Genomic DNA, 17,393 nt, shown 5'->3' with positions numbered 1-17,393 from the left:
GGCGAGCGGCCGAGGGCCGTTCGCGTGGCCGGAGTTTGGATCCTCCGCCCTCCCCAGGGGAGGTGAGGGAGTCTCTCCGAACCGTTCCCGCTGCGGCGCTTTCCCCCGATCAGAGCGTGATGATCAGGGAACCTTCCGGAGCTGGCCGTCGTCTCTCCCTGCAGAGAGGGCGTGTAAAATTCCGCCGAGGCTTGCTGCGCATATCCCTGATCGCAATCCGCGGCACAACCATCCTATTCCGCGAAGGAGAGGGCCAATGAACAGGAAGGCCAAAATCGCGATTTGCAGTGTGGGGATCACGCTGTGGCTTGTCGCCTGTCAGACAGGCGGACCGCCGACTCCTCCTGTGCTGACACCGACGGCCTCGCCGCTCCCCCCCCAGCAGGCACCCACCCCCACGGCGACCCCCACCGCCCGGGCGCCCCAGGGGCCCTTCGCCGTGGTCCTGGTTCCGCCGGCGGATCAGCTCCACGTGCGGGCCGGGCCGGGGGCCGATCAGCCGATCCTGGCCACCCTGCCCCCGAACGCTTCCGGCCTGTTCCTCACCGGGAAGGAGCAGACGGTCCAGGGCGCCCGCTGGGTGGAGGTCCGCCTTCCGGACGGACGGATCGGTTGGGTCAACGCGATGTTCCTCACCCAGGAGGTTCCCCTCCAGACCTTCTGCGCCGATCCTCAGGTGAGCGCGTTGCTGGACCGGCTGGAGGCGGCCATCCGGGAACGAAACGGCCCGGCGCTTGCCGCCCTGATCAGCCCGATCCATGGGCTGCGGATTCACGTCAGCCGCCTCAGCGATCCGGTCCTGATTCGACCGGAGCAAGCGGCCACCCTCTTCACGGATGAAACCCCCGTTCATTGGGGCGTTCATCCAGCCAGCGCGATGGAAATCATCGGATCTTTTCGGCAGGCCGTGTTGCCGGATCTCCTGGACGTGATCGAGCGCCCCCATGAGCGGCACTGTGGCCTGCTGGTGCCGCCGGTGACGTATCAGCCCACATGGCCCGAAGCCTATCAGGCCTTCCCGTTCTACAGTCTGCATCGGCCCGGGACACCGGGGAACGAGCTGGACTGGCGGACCTGGGTGGTGGGTGTGGCGTATGTGGATGGCCGACCGTATGTCGCGGTGCTGATGCAGTTCTTCTGGGAGCCGTAGGGCTCGGCCCACTGCCGAACGCTCCCGCGGGTTTCGGGCTGGGGCACCGCTGAGGGCGGCGCCCCAGCCCCGAAAATATTTTTTCTTCCCCTCCCCCGGACCCCAGAGTCTCTGGGGAGGGGCCTGGCCTGCTTTCCGTCCGGTCGTTTTCCTTATTCCGTGTAATAGGCCAGCCCCAGCACCCCCGGTCCAGCGTAGAGGCCCATCACCGGCGAGAAGACGGTGAGATAGCACTCCCGGCAATCAAAGCGCTCCAGAAGCCGCTGTCGCAGGGCCTCGGCCTCCTCCGGGGCGGCCGCATGGAAGACTGCGGCATGCACGGGGCGATCCCCCACATCCCGGGCCATCCGCTCGAGCATCGTTTCGATCGCCCGGCGTCGGGTGCGGACCTTCTCCAGGACTTCGATGCGGCCGTTCTGCAAGGTCAGGATCGGCTTGATCTGCAGCACGTCCACCGCCAGGGACGCCAGGGCCGGAGCCCGGCCGCTCCGGACGAGGTAAGCCACCGTCTCCAGGACGGCGAAGAACCGGAGGCGTGAGCGAAGGGCCTCCACCTGGGCGACGATCTCATCGAGCGAGGCGCCGGCCTCCGCCGCGCGGGCGGCCTCCAGGACCAGGAACCCCTGAGCCATCGTAGCGGCCTGGCTATCAATGACCCGGATGGGGACCTCGGGGACCATCTGGGCCGCCAGGAGGGCGGCATTGTAGGTGCCGGTCATGGCCGCTGAAACATGGATGGAAACGATCCCTGCTGCCTCCTTCGCCAGCTCCCGGTAAGTCTCCAGGAAATCCCCGATGGAAGGCTGGGAGGAGGTCGCCATAATCCCCGCGCGCTGCCATTCGTAGATCTGTTCTGCGGTCACATCGATGCCATCCCGGAACACTCGCTCCCCCAGGATGATCCGAACCGGAACCACCCGGATGCGGTAGGCTTCCACCAGCTCGGGGGGCAGGCACGCTACGCTATCGGTGACCACCTGGATCTTCGCCATGGCGCTTCTCCCTGCGGGCGGATTCGGAGGAACTTCCTGGGCTCTTCTGGCGTGACCATGGGCTCTATGCCGGAGCGGTGGGCCAGCGCCAACGCTCTTCGCCTGCCCCAGGGCTGGATCCCTTAGTGCTTGCGGCGGCCCCGCTGGTTGTGGAGAGGCGAAATCCACGAGGATGGAGGATCCTCCGGCTCCATGGGCGATGCGCCCACCTGCCCGATCCCAGAGGGCACGCTCGGATCCAGCGAGGGGCAAGCGGATCCGTGCCCGCGTCTCTGGAGGATTCCCCCAGCCAGCGTCTTATGCCGGCTGCCCGGGATGACGGAACATCCAGGCCTCCCAGGAAGCCGTGTCCCGATCCAGCCAGAGGCGCCGCCAGAGCACTCGCCGCCGCTCGATGGGATCCGAGGGGAGCGGTTCCCGATTGGCTTCGAGGCGCTTGATCACCGTGATCCCCAGCATGGCCAGCCCGCCCAGCGCGACCTCCGCTGGCCCCCCGGCCAGCCATACCAGAGCGGGCAATCCCGCGATGGCCATCAGGGCCAGGATCGCCGTGGCATGCAACAGACGTCCGATGGCCAGCGCGCTGAGGATCCAGAGGGCCCCGGCCGGGAAGGTTACAGCGAGCAACCCCAGGAACGGGCCGATGCCGCGCCCTCCATGGAAGCCCAGCCAGACAGGCCAGTTATGGCCGATCACGGCGGCCAGCCCAGCCGCCACCGCCACCCCTCGAGGGCGGCCGAGGAACAGCGCGGCCAGGGTCGGAATGGCGGCTTTCAGGACGTCGAAGATCCCAACCGGGAAGAGGGCCCAGCGGGCCACGTGGTAATACACCGAGGTCCCGCTGACCGTGCGGCTGCCCCATTCCCGCAGATCCACCCCGCGCAGGAGACGACCCGCGAGGTAAGCTGTGGGGATCGAACCGAGGAGATAACCGATCCAGATAAGTCCGAGATCCAGCATGAGGACCCTCCTGCCTTCCGGAAATTGAGGGCCAATACCCATCTTAGCATAGCGCGGAGACGTAGAGGCATACAATTGACGACATGGGCAACTTCCGAGCTCTCCCGAGGGTTTTAAGGCGGAGGGATCGCCAGAGGGAAGATGGGTGGGGTGGCGGCCTTGGGCCGCCGCCCCACCCTCATTTTCGTCCTCCTCTTCCCCAGTGAAAGCGGAGGATAGGAGGGCAGAGGGCTCATGGAACCGTCCACGCTGTGGGGTTCTCTTCGGTGCAGGTCGTGGCTATGGCGTTGGCAATGGCAACGGAACCGTGGGTGGGATGGGAGGCTCCGGTGTTGGGATCGGCGTCGGCGTTGGGAAGAGCGGTTCCGGCGTCGGACTGGGAGTCACGGTGGGGATCGGCGTGGGGGTGGGCACGATCCCATTATCCACATACGTCCGGACTTCCCCCACGAATGCCTGCCCGGATCGATTGAAGGCGGTCACCCGCAATGCATACCAGCCGGTCGGCAGATGGGAAGCGTCCCAGATCGTGATCTGGCCGTCCCGCACCGGAGCCAGGTGCGGGCCGCTCAGCCATTGCCAGGAGACCCCCTCCGCCCCCACGATCCCCCATTCCACGTTGTAATACGCGAAATCCGGGATCCACACCGTCCCCAGGACCGGAACGATCCCGCGCGTCACAATGCTCTCGTTCGGCCACCGGATGATCACCTCGGGGATGGCGACCGCGCAGATCTCCGTGGGGGGCTGGGGGATCTGTTGCTGCTCAGCCCACCAGCGCCCTTCCTCGGGCACCCCATAGAAGACCCGTTCGATCGGCGGCCCCGGACAGCCTTCGGCGTAGAGCAGCCCCGTCGCCCCGTCGATGATCACCTTCTTCCAGAGATCGTGCTCCGGCCCGGGGGGAGGCTGATCGACAGCGAAAACCTCGATCCGCCGTCGATCCGCCGGACAATACGGCGAAGGTTGCGTGCCGGAATCCAGACAGATCTCCATCTCGATGATCCCCGGTGGCCGCCGGAACTCCCGAGGTGGCAGGTTCAGGATGCGATGGGCTTCCTCCATGACATCGCGCCAGATCGGGGCGGCACCGGTGATGCCGGTGACCCCTTTCATCTCGGTGTTGTCGGCGTTCCCCACCCAGACCCCCACCACCAGATCCGGCGTGTAGCCCAGCGTCCAGTTGTCCCGGAAATCGTTGGTGGTCCCCGTCTTGGCCGCCGCCGGCCGGGAGAGCCGGAGGGGGCTGTTCGCCCCGAAGGCTGCCTTTCGGGCTTCGTTGTCGGAAAGGATGTGGGTGATCAAGTAAGCATGCTCGGGCCGCATCACGGGTTGTCCGGATGGCGGCGTGTAGGCATAGAGCACGTTCCCAAAGGCGTCGGTGATCTTCCGAACCGGGACGGGCGGGACGCGGCGGCCTTCGTTGGCGAAGGCGGCGTAGAGGCCGACCATCTCCAGGAGCGGCACCTCCCCGCCGCCCAGCGTGAGGGAGAGGCCGTAATCCGGGCGGGTCAGGGTGGTGATGCCCAGGTCGCGGGCGCGCTGGAGAAAGGCGGGAAGCCCGACGAAGGCCAGCGCCTTCACCGCCGGGATGTTGTAGGAATTGCCCAGGGCGTAGCGAACGGTTACCGGGCCGTGGAAGCGGCGATCGTAGTTGACCGGCTCGTAGACCCGGCCTGGGCCGTCCGGAAACTGCGTCGGCACATCCCAGATCAGTGTGGCGGGCGTCCAGCCCTTTTCGAAGGCCACCAGATAGGTCAGCGGCTTGATGGAAGAGCCGGGCTGGCGGGGGATGATCGCCATGTTGATCTGGCCGCCGTGTTCGGCGTCGTTGTAATCCGGGCTCCCGACCATCGCCAGGATCTCGCCGGTGCGAGGATCCAGGATCACCACCGCGCCGTTATGCACGTTCCTGTTTTTCAGCTTCTCCAGGTGCGTCCGCAGGACCCGGGTGGCCATCCGCTGCAGGCGGAGGTCCAGCGTGGTTTCGATCCGGAGGCCACCCCGATGGAGGGCCTGGGCGTTCAGGCCGAAGGTCTGCTCCAGCCATCGCTGCACGTAAAGGGCGAAGTGCGGGGCCTCGGGCGCCGGCGAGGTCAGCGCCGGTTTCTGGAAGACGTGCGCCGCCATCTCCCGGGCGGCGGCTTCCGCCTGCTCCCGAGTGAGAAATCCCGCCTCGATCATGAGGCGGAGGACATCCCGCTGACGTCGCAGGGCGCGCTCCCGGCCTTCCGGCGTAAAGGGATCGTAGAGCGCGGGGGCCTGGGGGAGGCCCGCCAGGAAGGAGGCTTCCGCCAGATTCAGATCCTTCGCCGATTTCCCGAAATAGGTGCGGGCAGCAGCCTCCACGCCGTAGGCCAGGTTCCCGTAATAAATCGTGTTGAGGTAGATCTCCAGGATCTGTTCGCGCGGGTAACGTCGCGTGATCTCCGCCGCCAGCACCGCCTCTTTGATCTTCCGCCGCAGCGTGCGCTCGGGCGAGATCAGCAGGTTGCGCACTAACTGTTGCGGGATGGTGCTGGCGCCGCTGACCACTTCCCCTTCCTGGATCGCCTGATAGATCGCGCGGGCGATGGCGATGGGATCGAACCCCGGGTGCTGCCAGAACCGGGGATCTTCCGTCGCTACGGTGGCCTGGATCAGCCACGGCGAGATGTCCGAAAGGCGCACCAGCTGTCGACGGCCGCTTTGGGGATCGGCGATCTCCCCCAGCAATTCCCCGTTGCGATCCATCAGCACCAGGGAGGTCGAAAGATTCAAGGCCCGTTCCTGAAGCGTCTCCGGGGGAGGCAATTGCATCGCCACATAGACATAACCGGCCAGCGCCGCTACGCTGCCCGCCATTCCCAGGAGCAACAGGATCAGCAGAGCGGAAAGGACGATCCGACCCCAGGAATGACGCCGCGGCGCGGCGGAAGGCTGGGGGGGACGCGGTGGAACCCGGGGCGGTCCTCCCCCTGGAGGCCGCGGGGGAATGCGTTGCGTCCGATCCCGTCCGGGCACCCACCAGCCCGCGGTCTCACTGACATCGCCCGTCGGATGCGGCCAATGTTCGCTCATCGCCTTCGATCTCCACCGGAATCGATCTTTCTTCACCCGTTCTGGGGTTAGGCGATCCGCCCGACCCCAGCATCGCTATCCATATCCACGCTCAGTCTCCCTCACCGCCCAGCGGGCAGCGGGGAGGGAGGAAAGGGGGCGCTGATCCTCCCTGCAGAAACCCTTTGGCCAGCGCCCAGATCTCATCGAACATCTCGGACGTGAGCCGCCCGGTCTGGGTGTTCTGGCGGCTGGGATGGTAAGAGGTAATCAGAGTGGGCCATCCGGATCCCAACCGATAGACTGCGCCGTGACGGAAGGCCGGGCGCGGTCCATCGTAACCCAGGACGCGAAGGGCGGCCAGAAAACCCCCGGTGGCGATCTGGCCCAGGGTCACCACGACCTGAACCCGGGGCAAAGCCCGGAGCTCCCGGACCAGGTAGGGCAGGCAGTTCGCCTGCTCCTCCTGGGACGGCCGGTTATCCGGCGGCGCGCATCGCACCACCGCGGTGAGATAGGCATCCCGCAGGGCCAGCCCGTCCTCCCGATGGGTCGAGGTGGGCTGGTTGGCGAAGCCCGCCCGGTAGAGGGCGGCGATCAGGAAGTCCCCTGATCCATCGCCGGTGAACATCCGTCCGGTCCGGTTCGCCCCATGGGCGGCCGGCGCCAGCCCGACCACCAGCAGACGGGCCTGAGGATCCCCGAACCCGGGGACTGGGCGGCCCCAATAGTCCCAATCCTGGAACCTTCGTCGCTTGATCCGGGCGATCGCCTCCCGGTAGGCCACCAGTCGGGGGCATCGGCGGCATTCTATCACTTCCCGGCCGATCTGATCCAGGGAGTCCTCCATCGGAAGACGGCCTCCAGATGTTCCGCATGCGGATCAACCAGGCAGTGCATTCCGCCCGCATGGACGTCGTCCACCTGGGCGGCGGGCCTTCCTTCCCCCGTGGCCGGATGAGGATGGGGAAAGGGCGAGGGGGTGGAGCCCTCCTCTTATAATTAAGACGTTGTCCCACTGTTCCGGGTTTCGCCTTGCCGCGGCGGGAGCTCAACCCCACCGCTGAGATCCACCGTTGCCTGCCCTCTGCGATTTGCTGAATCTCGATTAAACTGGTAATCGCCTGCAAGAGGAAGGGGAGCTCAGTTTATCCCAGCGAGGATAAGGAAAGGCTGGCGTCTGCGCGTGGAATTGTATTCGAAGATAGAAATTGTGACGTGGGGGCCTTCCGAGCTCTCCCGCTGGTTTTGGGGCTGGGACGCCGCTGGAGACGGCAACTCAGCCCCAAAAAGATTTTTTCTCCTCCTCCCTACGGCCCAAGGGGCCGCAGGGAGGAGGAGAAACTTCCCAAGGAAGCAAACCGCATAACCCTCAAAAAGAAAGGGAGGTTGCGATGGAGAACTTTGTCTCCTTGCTCTTGCTCCTGGTATGTGGCGCTCTGATTCTCTTTGCTCTCCTCGGCTCTATGATCCGCATCGTCCCTGAATATCAGCGGCTGGTGGTGTTCCGACTGGGGAAGGTGATCGGAGCCAAGGGACCAGGCCTGGTGATCCTGATCCCCGTGGTGGATCGAGCGATCACCGTCGATCTGCGGGAGCAGTTCCGAGAGATCCCTCAGCAGACCTCGATCACCAAGGACAACGCCCCCATCGGCATCGACTTCCTGATCTACTGGCGGGTGGTCGATCCGATCCAGAGCGTGGTGCAGGTGCGGGATTTTGTCTCGGCCGCCGTCGGGATCGCCACCACCACCCTGCGGGCGGTCATCGGCGATATCCTGCTGGACGATGTACTGGCCAAGCGGGAATATATCAACCAGGCCCTGCGGGTAAAGCTGGATGAGGTCACCGAGCGCTGGGGGGTGAAGGTCACCGCGGTGGAGATCCGTGAGATCCAGCCCCCGCGCGACGTGCTGGAGGCGATGACCCGGCAGATGTCGGCGGAGCGCAACCGCCGCGCCCTGGTCACCGAGGCGGACGGCAAGCGGGAGGCGGCGGTGAAAGTGGCCGAGGGGGAGAAGCAGGCCGCCATCCTGAAGGCCGAGGGGGAGAAGGAGGCGGCGATCCTCCGGGCGGAAGGTGAGCGCCAGGCCCAGATCCTGCGCGCGGAGGGCTTCTCGATGGCCCTGGAGCGCATCTTCAGCGTCGCCCGCACCCTCGATGCCAACACCATGACCCTGCAATATCTGGAGGCCCTCAAAGCGCTGGGGGCCAGCCCGGCCACCAAGTTCGTCTTCCCGATGGAGTTCACTCGGCTCGTCGCCCCGCTTTCGAACCTGGTGGGGGATGCGGGCTCTCGAGGCTCCTCAGAGGGAAGCGAACCTTCTCGCTAAGCAAGATCCGGGGATTGGCCTTAGGAATGGTGACGTCCGGAGCCCACAGGGGAGGACGGGCTATCCCTACCTTCCTTGGTTTCCCCTACAGCCCAAAAGCATCCTTAGGGGCAGAGCCGAGCATCGAAGGTGCCCGGCTCCGTCCCCCACCCCTCAAACCGTCGGGCTCCCCCCTGCGGCCTACTGGGGGGTTTCGGGGGCGGTGCAGGGGGCTACAGGCCTCCTCGCTGCCTCCGAAAGACTTTTTCTCCTCCCCTCCCCACGGCCCTCTGGGTCATGAAGAAGGGGGAGAAAGGGGGAAAAGGCCATGGCCTTCCGGATTGGCTTCGGCTCCTCAAGTCCCCGGTTGATAACTGGGCAAAGCATTACGCTTGTGCCCCACGCCCTTTTTCGATTTCGATCTGTTCGGAGGAGGGTAGGATCGACCCGTGACGGCACGAATCCTGGATGGACGGGCCATGGCGGCCCGATGGCGGGATTGGACAAAAGCCCAGGTGGAAGCCTTCCGGGCTCGGACCGGACGGGTTCCCGGTCTGGCTACGGTGCTCATCGGGGACCATCCGGCTTCGCAAACCTATGTGCAGGCCAAGCAGAACGCATGCGCCGCGGCGGGCATCCGCACGTTTAATCATTGTCTGCCTGCCGAGGTCGATCAGGAAACGGTGATGGAGCTGCTGGAAACGCTGGCCCGCAACCCGGAGGTCCACGGGATCCTGGTGCAATTGCCGTTGCCGCCGCATCTGGATGAGGAGGAGATCCTCAGTGCGATCCCGCTGGAGAAAGATGTGGACGGCTTTCATCCTCTGAACCTCGGCCGTCTGGGGCTGAAGGGGCGGGACCCCTACTTCATCCCCTGCACGCCTCTGGGGATCCTAGCGATGCTTCAGGAAGCCGGGATCCCGATAGCGGGCCGTCGGGCGGTGATCCTGGGGCGCAGCCGGATCGTGGGTCTTCCCATGGCGCTCCTGCTCCTCCGGCTGGACGCCACGGTGACGATCTGTCATTCCCGAACCCCGGATCTGGCGGCGGTGACGCACCAGGCCGATCTCCTGATCGCCGCCGCGGGGCGCCCAGGCCTGGTGCGGGGAGAGATGGTGCGGCCCGGCGCGGTGGTGATCGATGTGGGGATCAATCGGGTGGCGGACCCGCAGGCCCCGCGGGGTTACCGGTTGGTCGGCGATGTCGTCTTTGAAGAGGTAGCGGCCGTCGCCGGCGCCATCACCCCGGTTCCGGGCGGGGTGGGCCCCATGACGGTGGCCATGCTGCTGGTGAACACCCTGAAGGCGGCTCAGCGTCAGGTGGAAGGATTCGCCTCTCCCTGGTTGGAACCAGGGCCGGCACGACCGGTTTGAGGGCTAGGCGGGCGGCCGAAGGCCGCCCGCCCAGCCCTCAAAGCCATGGTTTGCCGAATTTGGCTCATACAGCTTTCCGATGCTAAAATCGCCTTAAAGCGACGTGGGGAGTCCGCGGGCAAGTGGGCTGAGAGGGCGCCTTGCCGGCCGCTGGCCGGCCCTGGCGCCGACCCATCGAACCTGATCCGGGTCATACCGGCGGAGGGACTGTCGCGACCGCTTCGGTCTCCTCGCCCGCCCGTCGGCGGGCTTTTTGTTTCCCCCACGCCGCTTCCTTCATTCCTCCATTCCTCTCCAGGGAGGTTCACTATGGCGCTCCTCAAGGCGTGGGCTCGTGTCTTGCCGCGGATCCAGGCGCCCCCGGAGTGGGGCATCGAGCCGGTGCCGCCGGAAGCGCGACGCCTGGGATTCCTCGATTATGCGGTCCTGTGGGGGGATCTCGGCGTGGGGCTGCTGGTGATGGCTGCTGGGGCGCTGTTGGTGCCCGGCTTGGGTTTTCCTCAAGCTCTGCTGGCCATCGTCATTGGGACGCTGCTGGGCAACCTGCTGCTGGCCACCACCGGCTACATCGGCAGCCGAACCGGCGCGCCGACCATGGTGCTGCTCCGCCCTTCCCTCGGACGGTTCGGATCGTTCCTGCCCACCGCCCTCAATGTGCTCCAGCTGATCGGCTGGGGTGCTTTCGAGATCATCATCATGGCCCAGGCGGCGGATTTCATCAGCGCCCGCTTCTTCGGCTTCTCCAGCTATCCCTTCTGGGCGATCCTTTTCGCCCTGTGGTGCACCCTGATGGCCATCGGGGGGCCGCTGGTGGTGGTGCGCCAGTGGCTGGAGAAGTTCGCTGTCTGGCTGGTGCTGCTGACCACCATCGGGTTGACGATCTATCTGGCGATCACCTATGACCTGGGGGCAGTGTGGCGGCGGCCGGGATCTGGGGAGATGCCCTTCTGGCTGGCGGTCGACTTGGTGGCGGCGATGCCCATCTCGTGGATGCCCCTGGTGGCGGATTACAACCGGTTCGCCCGGCGGGCGGGGCCAGCCTTCTGGGGGACCTATATCGGCTATTTCATCGCGAATGTGTGGTTTTATGGGCTGGGCGCCCTGTTGCTCCTCACCGCCCGAACCGGTCAGCTGGTGGAAGCCATCGGGACCCTGGCGGTCGGATGGATCGTGCTGCCGATCATCTTGGTGGATGAGACCGATAACGCCTTCGCCGACATTTACTCGGCAGCGGTCTCCCTGCAGAACATCTGGCCCCGGGTGCGTCAGGCGCTCTTCGCAGGGGCGATCGGAGCGATCTCTCTCCTGTTGGCCCTCACCGTCCCCATCGCCCGATATGAGAACTTCCTGCTGCTGATCGGCACCGCCTTTGTTCCCTTGTTCGGCGTGCTGGCCGCGGATTACTTCGCGGTTCGCCGGGCCTATATGGAGGCCGATCTGTATCGGCCGGCCTCTGTGCGGTGGGCGGGGCTGATCGCCTGGGCCGCTGGCGTGGCAACCTACCAGGCCCTCACCCGGCTGGCCCCCTCCATCGGGGCGACTTTCCCAACCTTCGTGGTGTCCTCCGCGATCTACTGGATGATCGCCTGGGCCCGGGGCCGGATCGCGCGGGTTCGGGCCGTTGCGCCCTGAACCGGGGGAAAGGAGGGAAGGACCTGCCCCAGCGTGAGCCTTTGGCAGGCCCGGTCCGTGATGGACGGAGTTTCCATCGAAAACCCAAAGGAGGCATCCGATGATGCGATCTCAAGCTTTCTGGAAGGCCTGTCAGGATCTGGTTCAGGTTTGCGAGGCGCATCCCTTTGTGCGCGGGATCGCTTCCGGAATGCTCCCGCGGGAGCGGTTCGCCTTCTACATCGGACAGGATGCGTTCTTCCTGGAAGCCTTCGCGAGGGCCTATGCGCTGGCCCTCGCGAAGGCGCCGGATCGAGAGACCATGGACGCCTTTCGGAAGCTATTGAACGGGGTCTTCGAGGAGTTGGCCCTGCATCAGGGATATGCCGGTCGCTGGGGAGTGGATCTAACGCCGGAGCCGGCGCATGCCACCCGAGCTTACACCGATTTCCTGCTTCGAGTGGCGGCCCTGGAGCCGGTCGGCCATATTGTGGCCGCGATGACGCCCTGCATGCGGCTATACGCCCATCTCGGGCAGGCCCTTCATCCCCAGACAAACCCGGAGAGCCCTTACCGGGAGTGGGTGGAGACCTATGCCAGCGCGGATTTCGAGGCGCTGGCCGGCCAGCTGGAGGAACTGTTGGACCGGCTCCCGGGGGAGGAGCAGACCCAGAGGGCCCTTTATCGGACCGCCATGGAGCTGGAGGTTCGATTTTTCGATGCGGCCTGGGGCGAGGGGCGATAAGCGAGGGGCCCGCCACAACGCGGAAGAGAGATTGAGGAGCTGGGCGGGCCGCCCAGCTCCTGAAAGCCTATCAACGCTCAGGAAGGGGAATTCCAGGGTTGGATAGAGCCGCTGCTGAAGGCGGCCCTCTCCCACTCCCTATTCCAACGCCTCACAGGGGCTTGAACGCCTCGAACGGCTGCCGACATGTGTTGCAGTAGAACAACGCCCGACAGGAAGTCGGACCGAACAGGTTTTCCATGCGGGTGTCGGTGGATCCACAGAAGGGGCAGGGCAGCTGCTCGAACAGGGCCAGCGTGATCTCCGCTGGGGCTGGTCGAGGAGGGGCGATCCCCAGTTCCCGCAACGCCTGTCGGGCGCGCTCGTTCATCCGATCCGCCGTCCATGGAGGCCGATAGACCCGCCGCACCCGGACGGCATGGGCCCCCAGGGCCTGGATCCGCTCACGGATCTCCTGCTCCATCGCGTGCAGCGCCGGGCAGCCGACAAAGGTGGGAGCGAAATCCACCTCCACTTCTTCGCCCGACACCCGGACATCGTAGATCAACCCCAGGTCGACGATGGAGACGGTGGGGATCTCCGGATCCTTCACGGCTTCCAGCGCCGCCAGGATGGCCTCGCGGGTCAGCGGCTCTTTCTCTTCCCGGCGATCGTTCACCATGTCTCCCCCAGCCCCGAACGGGCCACCATCTGGAAATCCGCCAGCAGCGAAGCCAGATGCTCCGTATGCCGGCCGGTCCGCCCTCCATAGATCGGTTCGGCTTCTGGGATGACCAGGGAGGCCGCTTCCAGGATGGGGCGGACCTCCGCCTCCCAGCGGGCCCGGAGCTCGACCTCTGGTGGCTGGATCCCTTCCGCAACCCGCAGGGCCTCGCCCGGCGCGGGCTCAAAAAGCCCCAACGCGTGGGGCCAGGCCAGATCCAACGCGGCCTGCATCCGGCGATGGCTCTCTTCCGTCGCATCCCCCAGGCGGGCGATCCAGGCCCGACTGTGCATCAGGTGGTAAGTCTCTTCCCGTCGGACCTTCGCCGCTGCCTCCGCCAGCGGGGCCCAGGCGCTGGCCATCAGGGCCTCCAGCCGGACCTTCTCCGCGAAATCGAACAGGAACTGCCGGACGGCGGTGAAGGCCCAATCCCCTCGAGGGAGCTCCACCAGCGTCGCGTTGCGGAACTCCGGAGGGTCCCGAAAGTAGGCCATGCGATCCGGATCCGGCCATCCCAGCTCCTGCAACAGCGAATACCAGAGGATGGCGTGTCCGATCTCGTCCTGCGCGATGCTGGCGATGGCGATATCCGCCTCCAGGATCGGCGCGTGGCCCACCCATTCCGAATCCCGATGGCCCAGCAGGACCTCATCATCGGCCATCGCCAGGAGCAGGCTCCCCACGGCCTCCCGCAGGGGCTCAGGCATCTGGGAGGGATTCCCCATGACGTTCCATCCACCTCCGCACTCGCTCGGCCACTCGGAACCCGCGGGGCTCTCGATACTCTTTCTCCAGGGCGGAGGAGAAGAGCTCCTCCGCGTCCTCCGCCCGGGAGGCGTAGATCGCCTCCGCGGGGACCACCCATAGGCTGACGCAACGCCCCCGCCGGACGAACTGTTCCTTGGCCAGGATGAAGGCCATCTCCGGATCAGGGGCGTGGACGGCGCCCACGTGCACGTGGGGCTCGCCGCGCTTCTCCTGGAGGAACACCTCATACACTGGCCATTGCGTATCGCCCATTGCCTCCTCCGTTTGTCCCCCGCGCGGCTTTCGCCGCCAGAGCTTCCCGCACCCAGCGGCCCTCCTCGTGGGCTCGGCGCCGGGCCGCCATCCGCTCCGCGTTGCACGGGCCATTCCCCTTGATCACCCGCCAGAACTCCTCCCAATCCGGCTCGCTGAACCGCCAGTGGCCGGCCTCGGGGTCATAACGCAGATTCGGATCAGGGATCGTCAGGCCCAGGCGCAGGACCATCGGGGCGTATTGATCCACGAATTCCTGGCGCAGCTCATCGTTGGTCTTCGTCTTGATCCGCCAGCGCAACAAGGTGGGGGTGTGCACCGAATCCCGGTCAGGGGGGCCGAAGAGCATCAGCGCGGGATACCACCACCGGTTCACCGCTTCCTGGATCATCTGGCGCTGGGCGGGGGTGCCGGTGGCCAGGGCCACGAAGGCGTCATAGCCCTGCTTGATGTGGAAGGATTCTTCATAGCAGATCCGCTTCATCGCCCGAGCGTAGGGGCCGTAGGAGCCCTGGGCCAGCATCAGCTGGTTCACCACCGCAGCGCCGTCGATCAGCAACCCGATGGCCGCCACATCCGCCCACGTCAGCGCGGGGTAGTTGAAGACCACGGAATATTTCGCTTTCCCGGCCAGGAAGGCTTCGATCATCTCCTCCCGGGTCACGCCCAGGGTCTCGGCCGCCCGATAGAGGAGCTGGCCATGGCCCCCTTCGTCCTGCACCTTCGCGATGAGGATCAGCTTTCGACGGAGGGTAGGGGCGTGAGGGATCCACTGGCCTTCCGGCAGCATCCCCACGATCTCGCTGTGGGCGTGCTGAGAGATCATGCGGATCAACTGGCGTCGGTATTCCTCCGGCATCCAGTCCGTGGGCTCGATTTTCTCCCCCCGGGCGATCCGGGCCTCAAACTCCGCCAGGCGGTCCGCATACTCCGGGCCCTCTTGGGGCGGCGGCGCCTGCTCGGGAACCGGGACCGTCTGGCCGTGAATGCGATACGTGAACATCGCATCCCTCCTTTCCTGACCTGATCAAAGGTTGGGAAGGCCGGGCCGGAATGAAGGGTCCCGGCCCGCCTCCTGAAAACCATTAGGAGTTACGCAGTTGGGAGCCGGCTGAGCGAAGCGGGATGACCCCGCCCTTTTATCCTCCCCCTCAAAGCCCTTCGGACCGTGAGGAGGTAGGCTCCAATCATTTTGGGAGCAGATCCAGATGCCTTCGGCGCCCGGCTTCGCCCCAAAGAGCCCCGTGGGGTAAGGAACTGCGTAATCCCTAAATCATCGTGGAACTTCAGCAGGGTTGCAGATCTGGAGCCCCCGGATCGCCCAGTCCGCGAAGGCCTCCGCGATCTGCTCCGGTGAAAGCGGACCCTTCGGGCGATACCAGACCGCGACGCCGTTCAGCGCCGTCAGGATGAACCGGGTGATCAAAGGCACGTTCAGGTCCGCCCGGAACACCCCTGCTTCGATCCCTTCCCGCAGGATCTCGCGGAACAGCGCCTCATAGGCATCCCGACGGGCCAGGATGTCCGCACGGCGCTTGGGGCTGAGGGCCTTCCATTCGTGATTGAATACCACCGCCGCGTCCTGACGCTCCGTCACCACCTGCAGATGTGTGGCCACCGCGAGCCGAAGCTTCTCCACCGGGGAACGCTCGGAGCGGACGATGGGCTCCAGGCTGGATAGAAACGCCTGGGCGGCCTCCTCCACGATCTCCCAGAGCAGCTCCTCCTTCGAGGCGATGTGGGCATACAGGCTCCCGCCCTGCAGGCGGATCGCCCCGGCGATGTCCCGAATGGAGGTGCCGTAATAGCCTCGCTGGCTGAAGAGCCGCCCGGCCACCCGCAGGATGGTTTTCCGTCGATCGCCTTGGCTTCGTCGCGCCATTTTTGCTAACGAACGTTTGCTTAAATTATATGGGGTTGGTTTGAGTCTGTCAAGAGGAGGCCATCCAGGGCCTCCCCCTGGAAGGGCACGCTGTTCTGTCCCACCTATCAGTGCTGTTGACGGAGTTGCCCCTGTCCCACCAGGAACCGATAAGCAACGGCGGCCGCCAGGGCTACCGTGCGGCCGTCCGGATCCAGCGGCGGAGCGGTCTCCATCAGGTCCATCCCCAGACAGGCCGGATGGGCAGCGAGCTGACGCACCATCGTGAGACCCTGAAAGGCGGTCAGCCCCCCCGGGCTCGGGGCGGAAACCCCGGGGGCATAAGCGGAATCGAAGACGTCCATATCGAAACTGATCCAGAATCCCGCCGTCCCGGAAGTCGTATGCTCGAAGGCCTCCTGGACGATAGACCTCGGATCCGCTTGATGAACCCGGGCCGCCGGAACGATATGGAGGCTGTGTTGTCGGGCGAACTCATAGTAAGCGCGGCTGTTTCGCCCTCCGAGGAGCCCGATTTGCACCAGATGGCGGCCCTGCAGGATGCCCTCCTCCAGCAGGCGCCGGAACGGTGTCCCGCTGGTGATCTCTCCTTCCAGAGGCTCTCGCAGATCATGGTGGGCATCGAACTGAATCACGCCGATGAGTTTCCCTCCCAGGCCCTCCCTCACGCCCCGGATGGTGGCGTAGGAAAGCCCATGATCCCCGCCCAGCACCAGCGGGCGCAACCCTCGACGAACAGCTTCCGCGACTACGGCCGCGATGCGCCGATGGGTTTCGTGGACATCCGTATGGACCACGGCGATGTCTCCGAAATCGGCCAGGCGCAGGATCCCAGCGAGGTCCACCCCGCTCTCCAGGTCGAAGGCGGTCATCCGGAGGAGGGCACGCCGGATGGCTCCAGGCGCCTCGCGGGCCCCGCGTCGGCCGATCACGGTGGTGTCGAAGGGGATGCCGATCAGCGCCACGTGGGCCCCGGACGGATCCGCCTGGAGCAAATCGACGATCCGCACATCGCGGGGATCCGGGGGAACAGGGGAATGATCCGGTGGGCGAAGCCAGGCAAACGGGTTCATGGGATGGGTCCTGGAGCTGGGGATCATGCATGGATCGAGACCACCACGGCGATGGCGAAACCGCCATCGTGGGTCATGCTCACCGCCCATTGTTTCAGACCCAGCACCCGGGCGCGCTCCGCTGCCCATCCGTGCAGGTGCACGTGGGGCTGCCCCCGGTGGTCAGGTAGGATCTCCACATCATGGAACCCGATGCCCTCGCGGGCCATGATCCGCAAGCCGACCCCCAGGGCTTTCGCGGTCGCCTCTTTCGCGGCGAACCGCGCGGCGTATTCAAACACCCGTCCTTTGCAGGCCCGGCGTTCCGCCGAGGTGAAAACCCGCCGCAAGAAGCGTTCCCCGAAACGAGCGACCGCTCGTTCCACCCGCTGGATCTCGATGATATCGATCCCGATCGCCACCATCCATGGATCTCCCGCTGATCTCGACAGATGTCCGGCTTCTGTCCGACTGGGGAGGGTAGTGCTTTGTCCAGTGATCAACTGGGGATTTGAGGAACCGAGGCCCGTCCGGAAGGCCATGGCCCTTCCCCC

The 17,393-nt window shown here is 65.6% G+C and carries 16 protein-coding genes and 1 riboswitch; of the genes, 5 read left to right on the top strand and 11 right to left on the bottom strand.

The window, feature by feature from the left end; genetic code table 11:
- Positions 1-256: 256 nt before the first annotated feature.
- Positions 257-1,150 carry an SH3 domain-containing protein gene (locus NZM16_RS10595; protein ID WP_295447791.1) on the top strand — a complete coding sequence of 298 codons (894 nt, stop codon included), beginning with the start codon at positions 257-259 and terminating at the stop codon, positions 1,148-1,150.
- Positions 1,151-1,302: 152 nt separating this feature from the next.
- Here NZM16_RS10595 and NZM16_RS10590 read toward each other — a convergent pair whose 3' ends face one another.
- The 4 genes from NZM16_RS10590 to NZM16_RS10575 form a co-directional block, all read right to left on the bottom strand.
- The gene (locus NZM16_RS10590) at positions 1,303-2,142 is read right to left on the bottom strand and encodes a DegV family protein (RefSeq protein ID WP_295447794.1); all 840 of its coding nucleotides are present in this window, start codon (positions 2,140-2,142) and stop codon (positions 1,303-1,305) included.
- A gap of 297 nt (positions 2,143-2,439) precedes the next feature.
- On the bottom strand, positions 2,440-3,102 hold the full coding sequence (locus NZM16_RS10585; protein WP_295447797.1) for a glycerol-3-phosphate acyltransferase: 663 nt from the start codon (positions 3,100-3,102) through the stop codon (positions 2,440-2,442).
- Positions 3,103-3,381: 279 nt separating this feature from the next.
- Positions 3,382-6,162, bottom strand: a complete 2,781-nt coding sequence (pbpC, locus tag NZM16_RS10580; RefSeq protein WP_295447800.1) for a penicillin-binding protein 1C — start codon at positions 6,160-6,162, stop codon at positions 3,382-3,384.
- A 91-nt stretch (positions 6,163-6,253) separates the two neighbouring features.
- Positions 6,254-6,991, bottom strand: coding sequence for a uracil-DNA glycosylase (locus NZM16_RS10575; RefSeq protein WP_295447803.1), 738 nt, complete (start codon positions 6,989-6,991; stop codon positions 6,254-6,256).
- Positions 6,992-7,535: 544 nt separating this feature from the next.
- On the opposite strand from NZM16_RS10575, the gene NZM16_RS10570 reads away from it, so the two are divergent.
- From NZM16_RS10570 to NZM16_RS10555, 4 genes are all read left to right on the top strand, one after another.
- Positions 7,536-8,474, top strand: coding sequence for an SPFH domain-containing protein (locus NZM16_RS10570; protein ID WP_295447806.1), 939 nt, complete (start codon positions 7,536-7,538; stop codon positions 8,472-8,474).
- A 428-nt stretch (positions 8,475-8,902) separates the two neighbouring features.
- Positions 8,903-9,826 (top strand): bifunctional methylenetetrahydrofolate dehydrogenase/methenyltetrahydrofolate cyclohydrolase FolD, encoded by a 924-nt coding sequence (gene folD, locus NZM16_RS10565; protein ID WP_295447809.1) that lies wholly within the window; start codon positions 8,903-8,905, stop codon positions 9,824-9,826.
- 94 nt (positions 9,827-9,920) lie between these two features.
- A riboswitch (TPP riboswitch) is annotated at positions 9,921-10,051 on the top strand.
- 84 nt (positions 10,052-10,135) lie between these two features.
- The gene (gene cytX / locus NZM16_RS10560) at positions 10,136-11,458 is read left to right on the top strand and encodes a putative hydroxymethylpyrimidine transporter CytX (RefSeq protein ID WP_295447812.1); all 1,323 of its coding nucleotides are present in this window, start codon (positions 10,136-10,138) and stop codon (positions 11,456-11,458) included.
- 103 nt (positions 11,459-11,561) lie between these two features.
- Positions 11,562-12,182, top strand: a complete 621-nt coding sequence (locus tag NZM16_RS10555) for a TenA family protein (RefSeq protein ID WP_366946148.1) — start codon at positions 11,562-11,564, stop codon at positions 12,180-12,182.
- A 151-nt stretch (positions 12,183-12,333) separates the two neighbouring features.
- Here NZM16_RS10555 and paaD read toward each other — a convergent pair whose 3' ends face one another.
- The 7 genes from paaD to acpS form a co-directional block, all read right to left on the bottom strand.
- Positions 12,334-12,843 (bottom strand): 1,2-phenylacetyl-CoA epoxidase subunit PaaD, encoded by a 510-nt coding sequence (gene paaD / locus NZM16_RS10550; RefSeq protein WP_295480296.1) that lies wholly within the window; start codon positions 12,841-12,843, stop codon positions 12,334-12,336.
- Positions 12,837-13,592 carry a 1,2-phenylacetyl-CoA epoxidase subunit PaaC gene (gene paaC / locus NZM16_RS10545; protein ID WP_295447819.1) on the bottom strand — a complete coding sequence of 252 codons (756 nt, stop codon included), beginning with the start codon at positions 13,590-13,592 and terminating at the stop codon, positions 12,837-12,839. The genes paaD and paaC overlap by 7 nt, the downstream gene beginning before the upstream one ends.
- Positions 13,585-13,905 (bottom strand): 1,2-phenylacetyl-CoA epoxidase subunit PaaB, encoded by a 321-nt coding sequence (paaB, locus tag NZM16_RS10540; RefSeq protein ID WP_295447822.1) that lies wholly within the window; start codon positions 13,903-13,905, stop codon positions 13,585-13,587. The genes paaC and paaB overlap by 8 nt, the downstream gene beginning before the upstream one ends.
- On the bottom strand, positions 13,877-14,908 hold the full coding sequence (gene paaA / locus NZM16_RS10535) for a 1,2-phenylacetyl-CoA epoxidase subunit PaaA (RefSeq protein ID WP_295447825.1): 1,032 nt from the start codon (positions 14,906-14,908) through the stop codon (positions 13,877-13,879). Before paaA ends, paaB begins: the two co-directional genes overlap by 29 nt.
- Before the next feature lie 270 nt (positions 14,909-15,178).
- Positions 15,179-15,787 carry a TetR/AcrR family transcriptional regulator gene (locus tag NZM16_RS10530; protein ID WP_295447828.1) on the bottom strand — a complete coding sequence of 203 codons (609 nt, stop codon included), beginning with the start codon at positions 15,785-15,787 and terminating at the stop codon, positions 15,179-15,181.
- Between the two features lie 107 nt (positions 15,788-15,894).
- Positions 15,895-16,860, bottom strand: coding sequence for a formimidoylglutamase (gene hutG, locus NZM16_RS10525; protein ID WP_295480294.1), 966 nt, complete (start codon positions 16,858-16,860; stop codon positions 15,895-15,897).
- 23 nt (positions 16,861-16,883) lie between these two features.
- Positions 16,884-17,264: a holo-ACP synthase gene (gene acpS / locus NZM16_RS10520; protein ID WP_295480292.1), complete on the bottom strand. Its 381-nt coding sequence runs from the start codon at positions 17,262-17,264 to the stop codon at positions 16,884-16,886.
- Positions 17,265-17,393: the final 129 nt, after the last annotated feature.

This window comes from Thermoflexus sp., assembly GCF_025055495.1.
GTDB lineage: Bacteria > Chloroflexota > Anaerolineae > Thermoflexales > Thermoflexaceae > Thermoflexus.
Note: the sequence above shows the minus strand (reverse complement) of the source record. Positions and strands in the feature narration are given on the sequence as shown.